Source organism: Streptomyces sp. NPDC047108, from assembly GCF_040643575.1.
Lineage (GTDB): Bacteria > Actinomycetota > Actinomycetes > Streptomycetales > Streptomycetaceae > Streptomyces.
On sequence record NZ_JBEYUP010000005.1, the window covers coordinates 101,143 to 120,935 of the forward strand.

17 protein-coding genes are annotated in these 19,793 nt (G+C 72.3%); 5 read left to right on the forward strand and 12 right to left on the reverse strand.

The window, feature by feature from the left end:
• Positions 1–12 precede the first annotated feature (12 nt).
• The 5 genes from ABZ822_RS13465 to ABZ822_RS13485 form a co-directional block, all read right to left on the reverse strand.
• The gene (locus tag ABZ822_RS13465; protein WP_360851727.1) at positions 13–1,473 is read right to left on the reverse strand and encodes a catalase; all 1,461 of its coding nucleotides are present in this window, start codon (positions 1,471–1,473) and stop codon (positions 13–15) included.
• 275 nt (positions 1,474–1,748) lie between these two features.
• Entirely contained in the window at positions 1,749–3,746 is a 1,998-nt protein-coding gene (locus ABZ822_RS13470; protein ID WP_360852417.1) for a SpoIIE family protein phosphatase, read from the reverse strand.
• 504 nt (positions 3,747–4,250) lie between these two features.
• A complete protein-coding gene (locus ABZ822_RS13475) occupies positions 4,251–4,964 on the reverse strand; it encodes a class I SAM-dependent methyltransferase (RefSeq protein ID WP_360851729.1) in 714 nt (237 codons plus the stop codon).
• A gap of 192 nt (positions 4,965–5,156) precedes the next feature.
• Positions 5,157–5,843: a DUF402 domain-containing protein gene (locus tag ABZ822_RS13480; RefSeq protein ID WP_360851732.1), complete on the reverse strand. Its 687-nt coding sequence runs from the start codon at positions 5,841–5,843 to the stop codon at positions 5,157–5,159.
• 125 nt (positions 5,844–5,968) lie between these two features.
• The gene (locus ABZ822_RS13485) at positions 5,969–7,369 is read right to left on the reverse strand and encodes a class II fumarate hydratase (protein ID WP_360851735.1); all 1,401 of its coding nucleotides are present in this window, start codon (positions 7,367–7,369) and stop codon (positions 5,969–5,971) included.
• 122 nt (positions 7,370–7,491) lie between these two features.
• Here ABZ822_RS13485 and ABZ822_RS13490 point away from each other — a divergent pair, with 122 nt between their 5' ends.
• Complete coding sequence (locus tag ABZ822_RS13490) at positions 7,492–9,018, forward strand: ricin-type beta-trefoil lectin domain protein (protein ID WP_360851738.1); 1,527 nt, start codon at positions 7,492–7,494, stop codon at positions 9,016–9,018.
• Positions 9,019–9,140: 122 nt separating this feature from the next.
• Here ABZ822_RS13490 and ABZ822_RS13495 read toward each other — a convergent pair whose 3' ends face one another.
• Positions 9,141–9,497, reverse strand: a complete 357-nt coding sequence (locus ABZ822_RS13495) for a metalloregulator ArsR/SmtB family transcription factor (RefSeq protein ID WP_360851741.1) — start codon at positions 9,495–9,497, stop codon at positions 9,141–9,143.
• Between the two features lie 18 nt (positions 9,498–9,515).
• On the opposite strand from ABZ822_RS13495, the gene ABZ822_RS13500 reads away from it, so the two are divergent.
• On the forward strand, positions 9,516–10,706 hold the full coding sequence (locus ABZ822_RS13500) for a cation diffusion facilitator family transporter (protein ID WP_360851744.1): 1,191 nt from the start codon (positions 9,516–9,518) through the stop codon (positions 10,704–10,706).
• Between the two features lie 12 nt (positions 10,707–10,718).
• On the opposite strand, the gene ABZ822_RS13505 is transcribed toward ABZ822_RS13500, so the two are convergent.
• Positions 10,719–12,422 (reverse strand): fumarate hydratase, encoded by a 1,704-nt coding sequence (locus tag ABZ822_RS13505; protein ID WP_360851747.1) that lies wholly within the window; start codon positions 12,420–12,422, stop codon positions 10,719–10,721.
• Between the two features lie 205 nt (positions 12,423–12,627).
• Between ABZ822_RS13505 and ABZ822_RS13510 the strand changes: the two genes are divergently transcribed.
• Positions 12,628–13,323, forward strand: a complete 696-nt coding sequence (locus ABZ822_RS13510; RefSeq protein ID WP_360852419.1) for a DUF1707 domain-containing protein — start codon at positions 12,628–12,630, stop codon at positions 13,321–13,323.
• A gap of 149 nt (positions 13,324–13,472) precedes the next feature.
• Entirely contained in the window at positions 13,473–13,847 is a 375-nt protein-coding gene (locus tag ABZ822_RS13515) for a WhiB family transcriptional regulator (protein ID WP_360851750.1), read from the forward strand.
• Positions 13,848–13,959: 112 nt separating this feature from the next.
• Here the strand turns inward: ABZ822_RS13515 and glpX are convergent, their stop codons facing one another.
• Positions 13,960–14,991 (reverse strand): class II fructose-bisphosphatase, encoded by a 1,032-nt coding sequence (gene glpX / locus ABZ822_RS13520; RefSeq protein WP_360851752.1) that lies wholly within the window; start codon positions 14,989–14,991, stop codon positions 13,960–13,962.
• A gap of 237 nt (positions 14,992–15,228) precedes the next feature.
• Between glpX and ABZ822_RS13525 the strand changes: the two genes are divergently transcribed.
• The gene (locus tag ABZ822_RS13525; protein WP_360852422.1) at positions 15,229–15,753 is read left to right on the forward strand and encodes a DUF4245 domain-containing protein; all 525 of its coding nucleotides are present in this window, start codon (positions 15,229–15,231) and stop codon (positions 15,751–15,753) included.
• A gap of 214 nt (positions 15,754–15,967) precedes the next feature.
• Here ABZ822_RS13525 and ABZ822_RS13530 read toward each other — a convergent pair whose 3' ends face one another.
• The 4 genes from ABZ822_RS13530 to ABZ822_RS13545 form a co-directional block, all read right to left on the reverse strand.
• Positions 15,968–16,561: a malonic semialdehyde reductase gene (locus ABZ822_RS13530; RefSeq protein ID WP_360852425.1), complete on the reverse strand. Its 594-nt coding sequence runs from the start codon at positions 16,559–16,561 to the stop codon at positions 15,968–15,970.
• A gap of 227 nt (positions 16,562–16,788) precedes the next feature.
• The gene (locus ABZ822_RS13535) at positions 16,789–17,091 is read right to left on the reverse strand and encodes an exodeoxyribonuclease VII small subunit (RefSeq protein WP_360851755.1); all 303 of its coding nucleotides are present in this window, start codon (positions 17,089–17,091) and stop codon (positions 16,789–16,791) included.
• Between the two features lie 35 nt (positions 17,092–17,126).
• Positions 17,127–18,335 carry an exodeoxyribonuclease VII large subunit gene (xseA, locus tag ABZ822_RS13540; RefSeq protein WP_360851759.1) on the reverse strand — a complete coding sequence of 403 codons (1,209 nt, stop codon included), beginning with the start codon at positions 18,333–18,335 and terminating at the stop codon, positions 17,127–17,129.
• 9 nt (positions 18,336–18,344) lie between these two features.
• Positions 18,345–19,775 (reverse strand): APC family permease, encoded by a 1,431-nt coding sequence (locus ABZ822_RS13545; RefSeq protein WP_360851762.1) that lies wholly within the window; start codon positions 19,773–19,775, stop codon positions 18,345–18,347.
• Positions 19,776–19,793: the final 18 nt, after the last annotated feature.

Sequence of the window (19,793 nt, forward strand, 5' to 3'; positions counted from 1 at the left end):
CGCGGAGCCGGATCAGCCGCCGTTGACCTGCTTGTTGACGCGGTCGCCGAGGTTCTTGTCGACATTGCGCCAGTACTGAACGGCCCGCTGCAGGACGGGCCGGCTCACACCGTCCTTCAGGTGGCCGGAGATGTTGGAGACGAGCCGGTCCCGCGCCGCGTCGTCCAGCACGCTGCGGACCATCGTGCCCGCCTGGCCCCAGTCGTCGTCCTCGCGGTGCAGCCGGTACGCCTCGCGCACCATCTCGCCCGCCGTGTGCCAGCCCGCGGGGTCGCCGAAGCGCGTGGTGTCCGCGGCCGGGCCGCCGTACGAGTTGGGGGCGTAGACCGCGCCGACCCGGCCCGGCTCGTAGCGCATCGGCCCGTCCTTGGCGTAGGAGTGCACGGGCGCGTGCGGCCGGTTGGGCGGGAGCTGGGCGTAGTTGGGGCCGATCCGGTAGCGGTGGGTGTCCGCGTAGGAGAAGATCCGGCCGAGCAGCATCTTGTCCGGCGAGACGCTGATGCCGGGCACCAGGTTGGACGGCTCGAACGCGGACTGCTCGATGTGGACGAAGAAGTCCTCGGGGTTCCGGTTGAGCGTCATCCGGCCGACCTCGATGAGCGGGTAGTCGCCGTGCGGCCACACCTTCGTCAGGTCGAACGGGTTGAAGCGGTAGTCCGCCGCGTCGTCGAACGGCATGACCTGGACGTACATCGTCCAGGACGGGGCGTCGCCGCGGGCGATGGAGTCGAAGAGGTCGCGCCGGTGCGCGTCGCCGTCCTCGCCCGCGAGGGCGTCGGCCTCGGACTGGGTGAGGAATTCCATGCCCTGGTCGGTCTTGATGTGGTACTTGATCCAGAAGCGCTCGCCGCCGGCGTTGGTCCACATGTAGGTGTGCGAGCCGTAGCCGTTCATGTGGCGGTACGTCCTCGGGATGCCGCGGTCGCCCATCAGCCAGGTGACCATGTGGGCCGACTCCGGCGACAGGGTCCAGAAGTCCCACTGCATGTCGTGGTCGCGCACCCCGCTGTCCGGGCGGCGCTTCTGGCTGCGGATGAAGTCCTGGAACTTCATCGGGTCGCGGACGAAGAAGACCGGGGTGTTGTTGCCGACGAGGTCGTAGTTGCCGACCTCGGTGTAGAACTTCAGCGCGAAGCCGCGCGGGTCGCGCCAGGTGTCGGGGCTGCCCTGCTCACCGGCGACCGTGGAGAACCGGGCCAGCATCTCGGTGGTCCTGCCCGGCTGGAACAGGTCCGCCGATGTGAACTGGCTGACGTCGCTTGTCACGGTGAAGACGCCGTACGCGCCACTGCCCTTGGCGTGCACCACCCGCTCGGGGACCCGTTCGCGGTTGAACTGGGCCATCTTCTCGATCAGATAGTGGTCGTGCAGCAGGATCGGTCCGGTGTCGCCGACGGTGAGCGAGTGCTCGTCGCTCCCGACGGGGACGCCGGCGTTGTTCGTCGTGTACGGGTACCGGGTGGACTCGGTCATGGGTGCGCCTCGCAGTGCGTAGGATTTATGCCCTTATGTCCGCTTCGCAGTCAACTCCGCCGACGTCGCGTCGGCAACCACCCGGACCGAGTGTCCACAGCTGAATGTCGTACACGTCACGAGACGCGGAGAAGGCGCCCCGTCACGCCCACGCCCACCACCCGATCGCCGGGGGCGGACATACGACCGGGCCGCCGCGGTCATGAGCGCAGACACCGCGACGGCCCGGGGCGAGGAGCCCGGAGATGGGGCCGGCCCTGACGGCCGGCCCTCTCTCAGCTCCGGGGCGGGCTGCCCAGTTCGAACCACACCACCTTGCCGGTGCTCAGCCGGGTGGCGCCCCAGCGCCGGGCCAGCTTGTTGACCAGATACAGCCCGCGCCCGCCCTCGTCGGACGGCCGGGCCTGGCGCAGCCGCGGCAACTGCGGTACGTCGTCGCCGACCTCGCAGCGCAGCACGTCCGTCCGCAGCAGGCGCAGGGTGATGGGCCGCTCGGCGTACCGCACGGCGTTGGTCACCACCTCGCTGATGAGCAGCTCGACGGAGTCGCTGAGGTCTGCGAGGCCCCAGCGGTCCAGCGCCCGCCGCGCCAGCCGGCGTGCCTTGCCCGGCGCCTGCTCCGTCGGGTCCAGGAACCAGTACGCGACGTCGCTCGGCGCGATCCCGTCGAACCGGGCGGCCAGCAGCGCTATGTCGTCGTCCCGGTCGCCCGGGCCGAGCATGTCGAGCACCTCGTCGCAGAGCGGCTCCAGCGGCGGCGGGTGGTCCGGCCCGGTGAGCCGGGCCGTCGCCGTCAGCTTCTCGCGGAGCTGTTCTATCCCGGTCCAGACGTCGCGCATCCGGGACTCGACGAGCCCGTCGGTGTAGAGCAGCAGCGTGGCGCCGGCCGGGGCGTCCAGCTCGACGGCCTCGAAGTCGACCCCGCCGACGCCGATCGGCGCTCCCGGCGGCACGCGCAGCACCTCGGCCCGGCCGCCCAGATGCAGCAGGACGGGCGGCGGATGGCCGGCGTTGGCCACCATGATGCGGTGCGCCACCGGGTCGTAGACCGCGTAGAGGCAGGTCGCCATCCGGTCGCTGCCGAGCCGCTGCGCCTGCTCGTCGAGGTGGTGCAGCACCTCCTGCGGCGGCAGGTCGAGCCCGGCCAGGGTCTGGGCGGTCGTCCGCAGCTGGCCCATGATCGCCGCGGAGGTCATGGAGTGGCCCATGACGTCACCGACGACGAGCGCGACGCGGCTGCCGGGCAGCGGGATCGCGTCGTACCAGTCGCCGCCCACCCGCGCCGTCTCCGCGGCCGGGAGGTAACGGCTGGCCAGACGTACGCCCGTGGGCTGCGGCAGCGTCTCCGGCAGCATGGTGCGCTGCAGCGCGTCCGCGATGTACGCCTCACGGCCGTACAGCACCGCCTTGTCCACGCCCAGCGCCGTGTGCGTGGCGAGCTGGGCGGCGACCAGCAGGTCGTCCCCCTCGAACGCCGGACGCTCCGGGCGCCGGAAGAAGACCGCGGCACCGATGACCCGGCGGCGGCCGCGCAGCGGCGCGAGGATCGCCCGCTGGTGGTCCGGGATCGCGTGGTGCGGGCCGAGCAGTTCGGGCAGCGCGGCACGGGCCGCGGCCGAGTCGCCGAACACCGGCCGCACACCGCGCAGGACTTCGGCGAGCGGCCCGCCGGGCCGCACCTCCGCCAGCTCGGCGGCCTGCGGGAACTCGGTCTGCAGATTGAGCGACGGCATCCTGCCGCCGTCCGTGTCCTGCTCCTCGGGGATCCGGTCGGTGCGCCGCAGCCGGAGGACGACCGGGGCGACCGGACGCTCGTCACCCACGGGCAGCGGATCGCGGAGGTAGACCAGGATCACGTCGGCGAACGTGGGGACGGTGGCCCGGCACAGCCCGAGCACGATCTCGTCCAGGTCGATGCCGCGCGCGATCCGGCGTGTGGCGGCTCCGACGAACCGCAGCCGGTCCCCCGTACGGGAGGTGGTCCCGGGCTCGACCTGCGGCCGGTCCGCCACGGGCTCGACCGGGTCCGGGGCGACGGTCTCGGACCGTCCGCCTCCGCTCGCGGTGCCGGTCATCGGCTCGGACGCGGCCCGCTGGTGGCCGAGCGAACCGCTCGGCTCGCCGGCCTTCGCCCGCGCCGAGCGCCGCGACGCCGCCGTGGCGGCCTTGCGCTCCGGGGCCCGGCGGCTCTCCGCCTCGGTCGGGTGCGGCGTTCCCTGCGAGGGCTCGGCCGCGGAGGCCGAAGCGGCCGCGCGGCTGCGCCGGTTGGCCACCGAGGACGCGGCGCCGGCGCCGCGCTCCTGGCGCGCCGCCCCGCCACCCTGCGCGCGGCCCGAGCGCCGTGCGGCGCTCCGTGCGGCATTGCGGTCCGCGTTCGAGGCGTCCGGCTCGTCCGGGTGCGGCGAGCCGCCCGGATCCGTCCCGGAGCGTCCTGCGGGCGCGTCCTTCGCCGCGGGACTGTGTCCCCGGCCGTCGGGCGCCGCGGCGGTGCCGTCGGCGGGCGGCCGGGGCCTGCCTATGGTGCCGTCCCGCTCCGCGGAGCGGCGCGAGGACCGCCGCCGGCTCCCGGACTCCGGGGCCGGGGTGCCGCTCGCGGCCTGCTGCATGGCGCGGCGCGGGTCGGGGGCGGCCGTGCTTTGGGCATCCTCGTGGGCCCGCGGGGCCTGGCCCGCCGCGGGCGCGGCTGAGGCAGCGGCCTGGCGGCCGCTGTGTGAGGTCGGGTACTCCGTCACGCGTAGGGTTCCATCCGTCCGGGGCTGCGCGTCGGGCGCGCTAGGTCAGGCGCGTCGTCGGCAGTTGAGGAAGAGCTGGATCTCGGGCGGTACGTCCGTGCTGGCCGGGGCGTACGCGTACGAGTCCTCCCCGGCGACCTCGAATCCCGCATCGAGCACGACCTGGCGCAATTCGTCCCTCACGTAACCGGATACCCGGATCGTGCGGCCCAGGAACGGAATTGCGAAGTCGTCCACATCGGCTTCGACCATCGACAGGGAGAGCAGCCCGTCGGGCCGCAGCAGTCCGTGCAGTGTGCGCAGGGCGTAAGGGATCTCCGCGCGGGGGAGCATCAGGAGCGAGAAGTAGGCCGCGATGCCGTCGAACAGGCCCGGACCCGGGGGTCCTTGGGCCGTGGCGTCGGCCGGGTCGGACAGGTCCGCGAGACCGGAAAGGTCCGCCAGGTCCGCCACGCGGAACTCGGCGGCCGGGACGTTGTCACGGGCGAGCTTGACCATGGTGGGCGACAGGTCGATGCCGACGACCCGGTGCCCCGCCTCGGTCAGCTGCGCCGCGGTGGGCAGCCCTGTGCCGCATCCGACGTCGAGGACGCGCGAGCCCGCGGGGAGCGCCTCGGCCAGCCGGCGGCCGGACTCGAGCTGCCCCTCCTTGTGCGGGAACGCCTCGTCGTAGCGGTCTCCGATCGCGTCGAATGCCTCTGCCTGCCCGGTCCGGTCGATCCGTAACCGGTCGTACCCGTCGTAGCCGTCTCCGCTCACGACTTCACCTTTCCACCCTCCAGCACTCCAGTGAGTGTGACGTGTGACTGTGACGTACGGTCAAACCTTTCCGGAGATTCAGGAGTTGTCTCGGTCCCGCGCGGCGCGCAGTCTTGCGGAGGACGATCCTACGGTTGGTGTCCAGGGGCACATCAAGGGTCTCCATCGGGAAGATTCCTTCCGCAGGCGGCGTCATGACCGCAATCTCGTCGCCCCACTGTCCCAGTCCGCCGGAAGCTCCGGGACCGGCCAGGCAGGATCCGGCCGCCAGTTCTCCCAGTCGTCACGGAACGGGGAGCCCCAGGCGTCGATGAGTTCGATGGCCGCACGGCCGGCCGCCCGTACCCGTTCGGCCTGCGCCGTGTGCATCAGACCGGCCTGCTGCGCCTGGGCGAACTCGTCCTCGTCCCTCCACTCCCAACTGCGGTCCGGGTGCACGGAGATGTCCAGGAAGTGATCCTCGGAGTCCACGCCGCGCGCCCACCGCCGCAGCGGCTCCTCCAGGTTCACGTACCAGTTCTTGAAACGCCAGCCGTTCTCCCAGAACAGCCAGACCGACCAGGGGTCGCCGGGGCGTGCGAGCTTCAGCACACCGGTGCCGAACCACCGCGAGAGCGTGGTGGAGCGCGGCTTGGTGTAGCGGGTGGCCAGGGGCTCGCGGTGCACGGGTGTGCCGTCGCTGAGCACCGGCTTCACGCAGACCGTGCCCGGCGCCATCCAGGCCGCCAGCAGCTCGGGGGTGTCCTCGACGACGGTGACGGGACGGCAGATGTGCACACGGTCGGTGCCGTTGCTCCGGTAGCGCCAGAGGATGTGGTCCCCCGGCTGCCAGGATCCGGTCTCCGCCGCGCCCGTCGTTCCGGTCGTCTCCGCTGTCATGGACAGATCTTAGGTCCGGTGCCGTGCTCGCGCCGTGACCCGAGGCGCCGGGGGGACGTCGCCGGGGCGTGGACCGGCCACGGGCCCCCGCCGGTGCGGCACCGGCGGAGGCCGTGGCGGCGGCGCTACGGGCGTGTCATGCGCAAGACGTCCAGCGCCTCGTCCAGTTGTTCGAGCGTCAGATCGCCCCGGTCCACGTAGCCCGACTCCAGGACGACCTCGCGGATGGTCTTCCCCTCGGCCAGGGACTTCTTGGCGACCCTCGCCGCCTCCTCGTAGCCGATGTACCGGTTGAGCGGGGTGACGACGGACGGGGAGGACTCGGCGTACCGGCGGGCGCGGTCGGCGTTCGCCGTGATCCCGTCCACGGTGCGGTCGGCCAGCAGGCGGGCGGCGTTGGCGAGCAGCCGGACGGACTCCAGCAGGTTTTTGGCCATCACCGGGAGCATCACGTTCAGTTCGAAGTTGCCCGAGGCGCCGGCCGTGGTCACGGTGACGTCGTTACCGATGACCTGGGCGGCCACCATGAGCACAGCCTCCGGGATCACCGGGTTGACCTTGCCCGGCATGATCGACGAACCGGGCTGGAGATCGGGCAGGTTGATCTCGGCCAACCCGGTGCGCGGCCCCGAGGCCATCCAGCGCAGATCGTTGGCGATCTTCGTGAGACCGACGGCGACGGTCCTGAGCTGGCCCGACGTCTCCACCAGTCCGTCCCGGGCGCCCTGGGCCTCGAAGTGGTCGCGCGCCTCGGTCAGCGGCAGCCCGGTGGCGCGGGCGACCTCGGCGATGACGGCCGCGGAGAAGCCGGGCGGGGTGTTGATACCGGTGCCCACCGCCGTACCGCCCAGGGGCAGTTCGGCCAGCCGGGGGAGGGAGACGCGCAGGCGCTCGACGCCATGGCGCATCTGGGCCGCGTAGCCGCCGAACTCCTGGCCCAGCGTCACCGGTGTCGCGTCCATCAGATGCGTACGGCCGGACTTCACGACCTCGGCGAACTCCGCCGCCTTGCGCTCCAGCGACGCGGCCAGATGCTCCAGGGCCGGGATCAGGTCATGCGTCACGGCCGCCGTGGCCGCGATGTGGACGGAGGAGGGGAAGACGTCGTTGGACGACTGGCCGGCGTTGACATGGTCGTTGGGATGCACGGGGGCGCCGAGGCGCTCGCTCGCCAGCGTCGCGACGACCTCGTTGGTGTTCATGTTGGAGGACGTGCCCGAACCCGTCTGGAAGACGTCGACGGGGAACTGGTCGTCCCACGCGCCCCCGGCGACCTCCTCCGCCGCCTCCACGACCGCGGCCGCCAGCTCCCGGTCCAGCACCCCGAGTTCGGCGTTCACCTGCGCCGCGGCCGCCTTGATACGGGCCAGCGCCTCGATGTGCGCACGCTCCAGGCGCTGCCCGGAGACGGGGAAGTTCTCCACCGCCCGCTGGGTCTGGGCACGCCACTTCGCGGCGGCCGGGACCCGCACCTCGCCCATCGAGTCGTGCTCGACGCGGTAGTCGTCCGCGTCTGCGTCGGTCATCGTCACGCACCTCCTGGGTCGCACCGCTGGGATGCACAGCGTTTGTCCGGATCACGATGTTCCCAAGCCGCTCCCCGTGCCAGTAAATACCGCGGGTAACAACAAAAGACACGGGAGGCGACATGCAACCCGGAAGACCCTGGGTGCGATGCGGCGTCGCGGTCACCGCCGCCCTCGCGGCGGCACTCGGCGGGTTCACGGCCACGGCACCAGCCGCGGCCGCGGGCACCACCCGCACCGCCACGGCATCGACACCCCTCCCACCCGACCTCGAGAAGATCCGCGCGACCGAGGCGGCGAAGCTCTACGGTGACCCCGCTGAGCGCCCCGTCGACCAGCGCAAGTCCTCCCTGATCTCGCTCGGCGACAGCGAGATCTCCGGCGAGGGCGTCGGGACGTACGAACCCGGCACCAGCGGCCCCGACAACTGGTGCCACCGCTCGCCCGACGCCGCCATCCACCGCACCGCGATCCCGGCCGACGTCACGTACAACGTCGCCTGCTCGGGCGCCGGCACCGACAACATCCGCATCGGCGGCAGCAAGCAGCACGCCGATGAACTCGTGCAGAGCGACAATCTGGCCGTCAAGGCCCGCAACACCCGGATCAAGATGATCCTGCTCGTCGCCGGCGCCAACGACGACCTGCAGTTCGGGTCCGTCATGACCGACTGCGTCACCCGCTGGTTCCTCTTCCAGGGCGCCTGCGAGTCCAAGTACGCGCCCGGCTGGCAGGCCCGCGTCGACGGCCTCGTCCCCAAGGTCGAGCGGACCGTACGGGACCTCAGGACCGTCATGAGCGAGGCGGGGTACGCCGACGGCGACTACAAGCTCGTGGTCATGGGCTACCCGAGCCCCATCGGCCCCGACTTCCGCGACAACCCCGGCTACTGGGGCAAGATCCCGGGCGGTTGTACGGGCTACGACTCGGACGCCGTCTGGGGCCGCAACTACGCCGTGCCCCGCTTCGAGCACGGGATGCGGCAGGTCGCCCAGCGCACCGGCGCGACCTATCTCGACAACTCCCGCCTCTTCCACGGCCACGAGGTGTGCATGGAGGAGACCTGGGCGCGGGGGCTGTGGGTGGACCTGTCCAACCCCTGGCCGCCGGACTCCAACTCCGTGCGCCAGTCCTTCCACCCCAACGCCCGCGGCCACGGGGCCTTCGCCTCGTGCCTGACCCAGCTCTACGCGACCGACTGGCGTGAGGCGAGCTGCGCTGACCCGGCGAGCACGAACAAGCCGGTGCTGTACGAGGGGGCGTGGGACGACCGGTTCACACCCTTGAAGAACGCGGGCACCGGCGCGTGCGTCGACATCTCCGGCGCGAGGACCGGCAACGGCGCGGCGGTGACCGGCTACGACTGCCACGGCGGCCGCAACCAGGGCTGGTGGTACGAGACCGGGCGCGGGTCCATCCGCTCCGAACTCACCCACGACCGGTGCCTGGACGTCTCCGGGGGCCGCTACGAGGCGGGCACGGACGTCGTGCTGTGGAACTGCCACGGCGGCGCCAACCAGCAGTTCAGGCAGTCCGGCGGCACGATCCGCCCGGCGGCGGCGAGCGACCTCTGCCTGACGCTGGGGTCGGCGAAGGACCGCCTCCGACTCCAGAGGTGCGACGACTCCGCGAACCAGCGCTTCGCGTAGGCCGTACGGGAGCGGCCGTACAGGAGCGGCCGTACAGGAGCGGGCCCTACGGCAGGGGCAGGCCGTACGGGCGGTTCGGAAACGAGGCGGGCGGCGCACACGCCGCCCGCCTCGGGATTCTCTCAGTCGTGCGGCGGGAGCCGGCCGATGCGGTGGTCGGCGACGCTCAGGGCCTCCTCCACCAGTCTCCGCAGATGGCCGTGGCCCAGCGCGTAGACGACCCGGCGGCCCTCCTTGCGGGTCGTGACGAGTCCGGCGAGGCGCAGCCGGGCCAGGTGCTGGCTCACCGACGGCCGGGCCGCGTCACAGGCCGCCGTCAGCGTCGTCACGTCCGCCTCGCCCTCGGAGAGGCGGGCCAGCAGCGCCAGGCGGGTGCGGTCGGCGAGCAGGGCCAGGACCTCGGCCGCGACGGTCAGGCGTTCGCCGTCGTCGGGTATCCGCGCACCATGCGCATGTGAGAGGTGCATGCGTGCGTTCATACGCACATACTAGACCGCGTGAGCGATGACGCGAGGAACGAGATGCCGCTCGGTCACCCGCAGGCCCGCGCCGACGGGCCCGCGCACCGCCGCGACCGCGCGCCCCACTCCGTACACGACCACGACCGCACGGGTCGCCCCGTGCACGACCACCGCCTTGTGCAGGGTCACGAGCACGGACATGGCCCGGTGCAGGGGCGCGATCACGCCCCCGGCGCGTGGGCGCGGGCGCGGCACCGGATCGCGCATGTCCTCACCCCGCACAGCCACCACGCCTCCGACAAGGTCGACTCCGCGATGGAGTCCTCCGCCGAGGGCATGCGAACGCTGTGGATCTCCCTGGGGGTTCTGGCTCTGACCGCCGTGCTCCAGGCCGTCGTGGTCGTCGTCTCGGACTCCGTGGCCCTGCTCGGCGACACGGTCCACAACGCGGCCGACGCGCTGACCGCCGTGCCGCTGGGCATCGCGTTCCTGCTCGGCCGGCGGGCCGCCACCCGCCGCTTCACCTACGGGTACGGGCGCGCCGAGGATCTCGCCGGGATCGTGATCGTGCTGACCATCGCCGCCTCGGCCGTCCTGGCGGGCTGGGCGGCGGTCGACCGGCTGCTCGACCCGCGCCCGGTCGGCCACCTGCCCGCGGTCGCCGCGGCGGCCGTCGTCGGATTCCTCGGCAACGAGTGGGTGGCCCGCTACCGCATCCGCACCGGCCGCCGCATCGGGTCCGCGGCTCTGGTCGCCGACGGGCTGCACGCCCGTACCGACGGGCTGACCTCCCTGGCCGTCCTGCTCGGCGCGGGTGGCGCGGCCATCGGCTGGCGGGCCGCCGACCCCGTCGTGGGGCTGCTGATCACCGTCGCCATCCTGCTGGTGCTGAAGGACGCGGGCCGCGAGGTGTTCCGGCGTCTGATGGACGCCGTCGACCCCGCGCTCGTGGACGCGGCCGCGGCCGCGCTGCTGCGCGTGCCGGGCGTCGTGGAGGTCGGCGAGCTGCGGATGCGCTGGATCGGGCACCGGCTGCGTGCCGAGGTGGCGATCGTCGTGGACGGCGAGCTGAGCGTACGCGCCGCGCACCACGTCGCCGTCGAGGCCGAACACGCCCTGCTGCACGCCCTACCGCGGCTCACCGCCGCCCTGGTGCACGCGGACCCGGCCGCCGCTCACGGCGAGCCGGATCCGCACGCGCGTCTGGCGCACCACACCGCGGCGTAGCGCGCCGGTCCGCTACCGGCCGGGGCCGCGGACCGGGATGTTCGTCACGAACGGCTGGGCGGGGGACGGGTCCTGGAAGAAGTCGTTGCCCTTGTCGTCCACGACGACGAAGGCCGGGAAGTCCTCGACCTCGATCTTCCAGACGGCCTCCATGCCCAGCTCCTCGTACTCCAGGACCTCCACTGATCTGATGCAGTCCTGGGCCAGGCGCGCGGCGGGGCCGCCGATCGAGCCGAGGTAGAAGCCGCCGTGCGCCTTGCACGCGTCGGTGACCTGCTGGGAGCGGTTGCCCTTGGCGAGCATGACCTTCGAGCCGCCGGCCGCCTGGAACTGCTCGACGTACGCGTCCATGCGCCCGGCCGTCGTCGGGCCGAAGGAGCCGGAGGCGTAGCCCTCGGGGGTCTTGGCGGGGCCCGCGTAGTAGACGGGGTGGTTCTTCAGGTACTCGGGCATGCCCTCGCCCGCGTCCAGCCGCTCCTTGATCTTCGCGTGCGCGATGTCACGGGCGACGACGAGCGTGCCGGTCAGCGACAGCCGGGTCTTGACGGGGTGCCGGGTCAGCTCGGCGAGCACCTCGTCCATCGGGCGGTCGAGGTCGATCGCGACGGCGTCCAGGTCCGGGCCCGCGCCCTCGGTCAGCTCCTCGTCGGTCGTCTCCGGCAGGTACTTCGCCGGGTCCTTCTCGAGCTGCTCCAGGAAGACGCCCTCCGCGGTGATCTTCGCGACGGCCTGGCGGTCGGCGGAGCAGGAGACGGCGATGGCGACGGGGCAGGAGGCGCCGTGCCGCGGCAGCCGGACGACGCGCACGTCGTGGCAGAAGTACTTGCCGCCGAACTGGGCGCCGATGCCGATCTTCTGCGTCAGCTCGAAGACCTTCTCCTCCAGCTCCTTGTCACGGAAGCCGTGACCGGTCGGCGAGCCCTCGGCCGGCAGCTCGTCGAGGTAGTGCGCGGAGGCGTACTTGGCGGTCTTCAGCGCGTACTCGGCGGAGGTGCCGCCGACGACGATCGCCAGGTGGTAGGGCGGGCAGGCAGCCGTGCCCAGCGCACGGATCTTCTGCTCCAGGAACGTCATCATGGAGGACTCGTTCAGGACGGCCTTCGTCTCCTGGTAGAGGAAGGACTTGTTGGCCGAGCCGCCGCCCTTGGCCATGAAGAGGAACTTGTACGCGCCGCCGTCGGTCGCGTACAGCTCGATCTGCGCCGGGAGGTTGGAGCCGGTGTTCTTCTCGTCCCACATGGTCAGCGGCGCCATCTGGGAGTAGCGCAGGTTCAGCTCGGTGTACGCGTCGTAGATGCCCCGGCTCAGGGCCTCCTCGTCGCTGCCCTGCGTCAGCACGTTCTGGCCGCGCTTGCCCATGACGATCGCGGTGCCGGTGTCCTGGCACATCGGGAGCACGCCCGCGGCCGCGATGTTCGCGTTCTTCAGCAGGTCCAGGGCGACGAACTTGTCGTTCGACGACGCCTCGGGGTCGTCCAGGATGCGGCGGAGCTGGGCCAGATGGGCCGGGCGCAGATAGTGCGAGATGTCCTTCATCGCCTCGGCCGCCAGCGCGCGCAGCGCCTCCGGCTCGACCTTGAGGAAGGTCCGCCCGTCGGCCTCGAAGGTGCTGACGCCCTCCGAGGTCACCAGGCGGTACGGCGTGGTGTCCTCGCCCAGGGGCAGCAGGTCCGTGTAGGCGAACTCAGGGCGGTTCGGGCGGGAGGCGGAGGCCATCGGGTCATTCCTCACTCGGCAGACGGGCAGCTGGCTTCGATGACAGCGCAGACAAGCGTAGAACGAGCCCGAGCGCCCGAGGCTGTGAGGTAAGGCTCAGTAGGCGGCCGGGAGGAACGACCCGGGGACGGCAGGACCCTAGTCGCGATCTATCGCGTTTCGGTACGCTGGGCCGGTGAATGAGCCTGAGCAGCAGCCGGTGCCGATGACCAAGCGGGCGACGGCCCCCGCGGCCGAGCCCGTCGCCGAGGGGGAGATCCGTGCGTCCGACGCGGACCGCGACCGGATCGCCGACATCCTCCGCGAGGCCGTCGCCGAGGGGCGGCTGACCGCGGAGGAGCACTCCGACCGGATCGACGGGGTCTACCGTGCCAAGACCCTGGGTGAACTCGAGCCGTTCGTACGGGACTTGCCGACGGGCGCCCCGCAGGCGCCGGCACCCGCGCCCGCCCACGCGGCGCCGGGCGGCGTCCCGGCGCCGGCCGTGAACCTCGTCGCCGTCTTCAGCGCATCGGTGCGCCGGGGGCGCTGGCGGGTCGGCGGCCGGACGAACGCGTTCGCCTGCTTCGGCAGCGTCGAGATCGACCTCACCGAGGCCGTCTTCGAGCAGCAGCAGATCGTCGTCAACGCGACATCGGTCTTCGGGAGCGTGGAGGTCAGGGTCCCCGAGAACGTGACGCTGCGCGGCTCGGGCACGGGCGTTTTCGGCAGCGCCGAGATCGACACCCAGGAGTCGACGGAGCCTGGCGCTCCGGTCGTGGTGGTCACCGGCTGGGCGGTCTTCGGCAGCATCGAGGCCCGCCCGAAGCGGGGCAAGCGGCTACGCGATCTGCACGCCCGCCTCAGGGGCAACTCCCACGAACGAGTGGACGGTTCGCCGCGCAAACATCTCGGGCACTAGCAAAATGCAACGGTGTGCATAGGCGCGCGCACAGCGGGTAGGGACTGCCCCATCGTCTTCTTGTGCGGCATGGGGGTTGGGACACGGCCGCGCGTCGGGGGGACGGGCAAGGGTGACTCTTTCGCGAATGCCGTCGTCAGGAGTAGACCGTGCTGCAACCGCCGCATCAGCCCCTGCAGGCCGCCGTGCCGCCGCAGCGCATCCCCGCCAGGGATCAAGCGGGGCCCTGGCACTCGGAGGCGGTGTGCCGCCGCGACGAGGCCGGGCTGTTCTTCGCGCCCTCCAAGGAACCGACAGCCGCCCGGCTGTCGCGTGAAGAGGCCGCGAAGCGGGTCTGCGCCCGGTGCCCGGTGATGGTCGAGTGCCGGGAGCACGCACTGCTGCAGCCGGAACCGTACGGCGTGTGGGGCGGGTTGACCGCGGCCGAGCGCCGGGTCGTGCTGGCCCGTCGCCGGCGCCGGGAGGTGGAGCTGCAGAAAGCGGCGCGCTCCGCCGCCGTTCCGCACATCGCAGCTGCCGGGTGACACGTCCGCCGGGGGCGCCCCTGCCGTGGCGGGGGCGCCCCCGGCGCATGTCGTCGGCCTCCGCGGCCGGTCGCCGCCGCGGTTCGGGCGGGCGCGGCTCAGCGGGTCCGGCTCAGCGTGCGCGGTCGAAGTCGACCGAGCTGTAGGCGCGCAGCTTCGACAGCCGGTGCGTGGAGTCGATCTTCCGGATCGTGCCGGACTTCGAGCGCATCACCAGCGACTCCGTGCTGGCGGTCTCCGCGCGGTACCGCACACCGCGCAGCAGCTCGCCGTCCGTGATCCCGGTGGCCACGAAGAACACGTTGTCGCCCTTGACCAGGTCGTCGGTGTGCAGCACCCGGTCGAGGTCGTGGCCCGCGTCCAGGGCCCGCGCCTTCTCCTCGTCGTCCTTGGGCCACAGCTTGCCCTGAATGGTGCCGCCGAGGCACTTGATGGCGCAGGCGGCGATGATGCCCTCGGGCGTCCCGCCGACGCCCATGAGCATGTCGATGCCGCCGCTCTCCCGTACGGCCATGATCGCGCCCGCGACGTCGCCGTCCGAGATGAACTTGATCCGGGCGCCGGTCTCGCGGATCTCCTTGACCAGGGACTCATGGCGCGGCCGGTCGAGGATCACGACCGTCACGTCCTCAGGCGCGCTGTGCTTGGCCTTGGCGACCCGGCGGATGTTGACCGACGGGGGAGCGGTGATGTCGACGTAGTCGGCGGCCTCGGGCCCGGTGACCAGCTTGTCCATGTAGAAGACGGCGGACGGGTCGAACATGGCGCCGCGGTCGGCGGCGGCGAGGACGGCGACCGCGTTGGGCATGCCCTTGGCCGTGAGCGTGGTCCCGTCGATCGGGTCCACGGCGATGTCGCACTCCGCACCGGTGCCGTCACCGATCCGCTCCCCGTTGTAGAGCATCGGGGCTTCGTCCTTCTCGCCCTCGCCGATGACGACGACGCCGTTCATCGAGACGGTGCTGACGAGGGTCCGCATGGCGTTCACGGCGGCGCCGTCGGCGCCGTTCTTGTCGCCGCGGCCCACCCAGCGCCCCGCGGCCATCGCGGCGGCTTCGGTGACCCTGACGAGCTCCAGGGCGAGGTTGCGGTCGGGAGCCTCCGGGCTCACCTCGAGCTGGGACGGCAGAGAATGATCGGTCATCGGAGCGCACCTTTCTGTACGACGACGGCCGGAATGAAGAGGGTGCCAGTGACTTTATCCGTTCATCGCGAATGTGAGCAGAGGGCCCCACGCATGAGCGCTGCCAGGGGCCGGGCCCGGAAGTCCGGTGGTGGGGGCGGTACCGGGTGCCGCCGTCGGTGGTGAGGACCGAGTGCCCCGTGGGGGGTGCCGGAATCGCGCCCCCGGTGATGAGGGACGATGGGGCGCGTGGCAGGTATGCGCGGTACGCAGACGGTTCGGGACATGGTGCTCTCGATGGCGGTCATCGGGGTCGTTGTCGCGGGCATCTATCTCTTCATCCCGCACGACCCCTCGAAGGACCCGGTCAAGCGGATCAGCTACCAGGTCGAGCTGGACACCGCCCGCCGCGCCGCGCCGTACCCGGTCGCGGCCCCCGAGGGCCTGCCGAAGCCCTGGCGCGCGACCTCGGTCCGCTACGACGGCGGCAACCCGGACGGCGCCGTCTGGCACCTGGGCTTCCTCGACCCGGACGATCAGTACGTGGCCGTGGAGCAGAGCAACGGCCGGGCGTCGAAGTTCGTGACCAAGGTCAGCCACGGCGCCGAGAAGACGGGCCGGGAGCAGCGGATCGGCGACGCGAGCTGGGTCCGCTACGAGGGGCAGAAGTACGACGCGCTGGTGCGGGAGGAGCGCGGGGTGACGACGGTCGTGACCGGCACCGCGTCGTACGCGCAGCTCGCGAAGATGGCGGCGGCGCTCAAGACCTCGCAGGACGGCTGAACGCCTCGCAGGGCGTCGCCGGGGCCGTCCGGCGACGAAGGCCGGCGGCCGGGCGACGAAGCCGGTATCGGGGACGCGCCGGGCTTCGGATGAGGCGCCGGGCACCAAAGGACGCAAAGGCCTGAGGGCTCTCGCCTTGCGAGAGCCCTCAGGCCTGTCACGGGCCCTGCCCTGCTGAGGACCCGGCGCGCGGGCCCGGCGCGGGCGGAACGCGTCAGACGGTCGTGACGACCTCGTCGTACGCCAGGCGCGGGCTGCGCTGCTGCCAGGCGTCCTCCCCCGGCTTGCCGATGTTCACCACGGTCAGCACGCCGTGGTCGCCGTCGGGGAAGAACTCCTTGTTGATCCCCTCGGCGTCGAAGCCGGTCATCGGGCCCGCGGCCAGGCCGGCGGCCCGGACGCCGATGATGAAGTAGCCGACCTGCAGCGCGGCATTGAACGAGCCGGACTTCTCGCGGGCCGGACGCTCGCTGAAGAAGGCGTCCTTGGCCTGCGGGAACTTGGGGAAGAGCCGGGGCAGCTCCTCGTGGAACTCGTGGTCCGCGGCCAGGATCGCGACGAGCGGCGCCGTGGAGGTCTTCGGCCGGTTGCCCTCCGCCATGTTCCGGACGAGGCGCTCGCGGGCCTCGGGGGAGCGGACCAGCACGATGCGCAGTGGCGACTGGTTGAACGCCGTGGGTGCGTACTTCACCAGGTCGTAGACCGCCTGGATCTGCTCGTCGCTCACCGGCTCGTCGGTGAACGTGTTCGCGGTCCGGGCCTCACGGAAGAGGAGGTCCTGCGCGGTCGTGTCGAGGGCGAGGGTCATGGGGGTCACTTCTCCAGCCTTACGCGGTGTTCCGTTGCCGGATCGCATAACCACGAGCATTGGGTGACTATTCAACTAACGCGGGAAATGTGACCGGCTTCACATGTCAGAGAGGGCTGCGCCGGGTGCGGCGGTGTACGCGTGGTGGCGCACGGCTGCGCATGCCGGAAGGTGCAGTGGCGCACGGCTGCGCATGCCGGAAAGCGCGACCGGGCGCCTCCGGCCGGTCAGTCCCCGGAGCCCGCGCCGGACTCGCCGTCCCCGCCCTGTTCCCCTTCCCCGCCCTCACCGGACTCCGCGAGGGACGCGTCGAGCCGCGCCCGCGCACCCTCCAGCCACCTGCGGCAGACCTTGGCCAGCTCCTCGCCGCGCTCCCAGAGCGCCAGGGACTCCTCCAGGGTCGTCCCTCCGGCCTCCAGCTTGCGCACGACCTCGATCAGCTCGTCCCGCGCCTGCTCGTAGCCGAGCGTCGAGTCGGGCGGCGCGACCGGTCCGCCCGCCTCGCCGGCCTTCTCGTCCGTAGTGGTCATGCGTCCAGCCTAGAGGCGGCCTGTGACAGCTCCGGTCACGGCGTGACCCGCACCGTGAACTCTCCGTCGGCCACCCGCGCCCGCAGCTTCTCCTCCGCCGTGACCTCGTCCGCGGCCCGGACCACGGCGCCGTCGGGCCGCTGCAGCACCGCGTACCCCCGCTCCAGCGTGGCCGCGGGGGAGAGAGACACCACCCGGGCGAGGGTGTGCGCCAGCTCCGAGTCGGCGCGGTCCAGCAGGTGACCGAGCGTCCTGCGGCCGCGGTGCAGCAGGGCCGCGACCTGCTCCTCCCGCTCCTCGACCATGCGCTGAGGCCGCTCCATGCACGGCCGGTGGCGGGCGGCCGCCAGGCCACGCTCCTCGCGGTCGAGCAGACCCGTGACCGTGCGCAGCGCCCGCTCGCGGAGCTGCCGGATCCGGGTCAGCTCCTCGCCCACGTCCGGCACGACCTTCTTCGCGGCATCGGTCGGGGTCGAGGCGCGCAGATCGGCGACCAGGTCGAGCAGCGGGGAATCCGGCTCGTGCCCGATGGCGGAGACCACAGGCGTACGGCAGGCGGCCACCGCGCGTACGAGCTGCTCGTCCGAGAACGGCAGCAGGTCCTCGACGCTGCCGCCGCCGCGCGCCACGACGATCACGTCCACGTCCGGCTGCGCGTCGAGGTCCTTGACCGCCTGCACCACCTGGGGGACGGCGTGCACCCCCTGCACCGCCACATTGCGGATCTCGAAGCGGACGGCGGGCCAGCGGTGGCGCGCGTTCTCCAGCACGTCGCGCTCGGCCGCCGATGCCCGCCCGCAGACCAGCCCGATGAGCTGCGGCAGGAACGGCAGCGTCCGCTTGCGGTCGAGCGCGAACAGCCCCTCCGCCGCCAGCGCCTTCTTGAGCTGCTCCAGCCGGGCCAGCAGCTCGCCGACCCCGACCGGTTTGATCTCGGTGGCGCGGAGCGAGAGCTGCCCGCGGGGCGCGTACCACTCGGGCTTGGCGTGCACGACCACCCGCGCGCCCTCCGAGACGATGTCCGCGACCCGGTCGAAGACCATGCGGTAGCAGGTGACCGAGAGGGAGATGTCGTGCGAGGGGTCGCGCAGGGTCAGGAACACCACGCCCGCGCCGGGCCTCCGCGAGAGCTGCGTGATCTGCCCCTCGACCCACACGGCGCCGAGCCGGTCGATCCATCCGCCGATCAGCCGTGACACCTGGCCCACGGGGATGGGCGCGTCCGGCGAGGTGTTGAGACCCATACGGGCAGGCTAGCCGTCCCCGCCGACAGCGCGGCGCGCCCGCCGGAACCCGTACCCGAGGAGCCCCGCCGCCAGCCAGACCGCGCCCGCCACGAGCGCCGTCCCGGAGGCCTTCGCGATCACCGCGACCGTCACGGCCATGCCGAGCAGAGGGACGACCAGATGCCGGACGACGCCGAACCCGGGGCCACGGCGGCGTACGGCGAACCAGCCGATCACCGAGGCGTGCAGCAGCGTGAAGGCGCACAGCGCGCCGACGTCCACCACCGACACCAGGTGCCCGAGCCCGCTGTCCTCGCGGGACGCCCACCCGGCCGCGCCCAGCGTCACCACGGCGGAGAGGAGCAGCGCACGCCGCGGTACGCCGGACCGGGCCTCCACAGCCGACAGCGCGGCCGGCAGCCGCCGCGCCCGGGCCATCGCGAACAGCAGCCGCCCGGCGGCCGCCTGCCCGGCCAGCGCCGCGAAGGCCGCGCCGATCGCCTTGCTCACGGCGATCAGGTCGTGCAGCCAGTCGCCGACGCCGGCGTCCACCGCCGCGTAGAACGCGGCGCCCTGGAGGGCGGGTTCGGCGGCCAGCGCCGCCGAGGAGACGGGGGTCAGCAGGGCCGCGAGATACGTCTGCAGAACGAACAGCGCGCCCGCCAGCGCCAGGCAGAACAGCACGGCGCGCCCCACCCGTTCCGCGCCCTCGGCCGCCACTCCGTGCGCCCCGTCGCCCGCTCGCCGGGGCCCGTCGCCCCGCACCTCCTCCGCGAAGGAGGCGATCGCGTCGAAGCCCAGATACGACAGCACCGCCACCGACACCGCCGCCACCACCGCGCCCGCCGAGAAGGCCGAAGAGCCGTCGCCCGTCAGGGGCGACAGCCAGCCGCGCTCCGCGCCGCCCCCGGCCAGCGCCACCAGGGCCGAGACGACGAACACGCACAGCACCGCGATCTCCAGGACCAGCACCGCGAGACCGGCGCGCGCCGCGACCCGTACGCCCGACAGGTTCAGCGCCGTCGTGACGACGACCGCGACCGCCGTCCACACCCACTGGTCCACCTGGGGAACCAGCGCCTCCATCGCGATGCCGGAGAAGAGATACGCGACGGCCGGGATGAGGAGATAGTCCAGCAGCACCATCCACCCGGCGACGAACCCCGGAAGCTCACCGAGGGCCGCCCGCGCGTACGCGAACACCGAGCCCGCCCGCGGGACCACCCGGACCATCAGGGCGTAGCTGAAAGCGGTGAACGCCATCGCGACCGTCGCCACCGCGTAGACCAGCGCGACCGCGCCGTGGCTTCTGGCGTCCAGGGCGCCGAACACGCCGACCGGAGCCATCGGCGCGATGAACAGCAGCCCGTAGACGACGAGATCGCGCACCCCCAGCGTCCGGCGCAGCGCCCCGGACTCCGGCCGGTCCCGGCCGACGCCGTCCTTCCCGCCGGCCATCGCTCCTCCTCGTCCGCC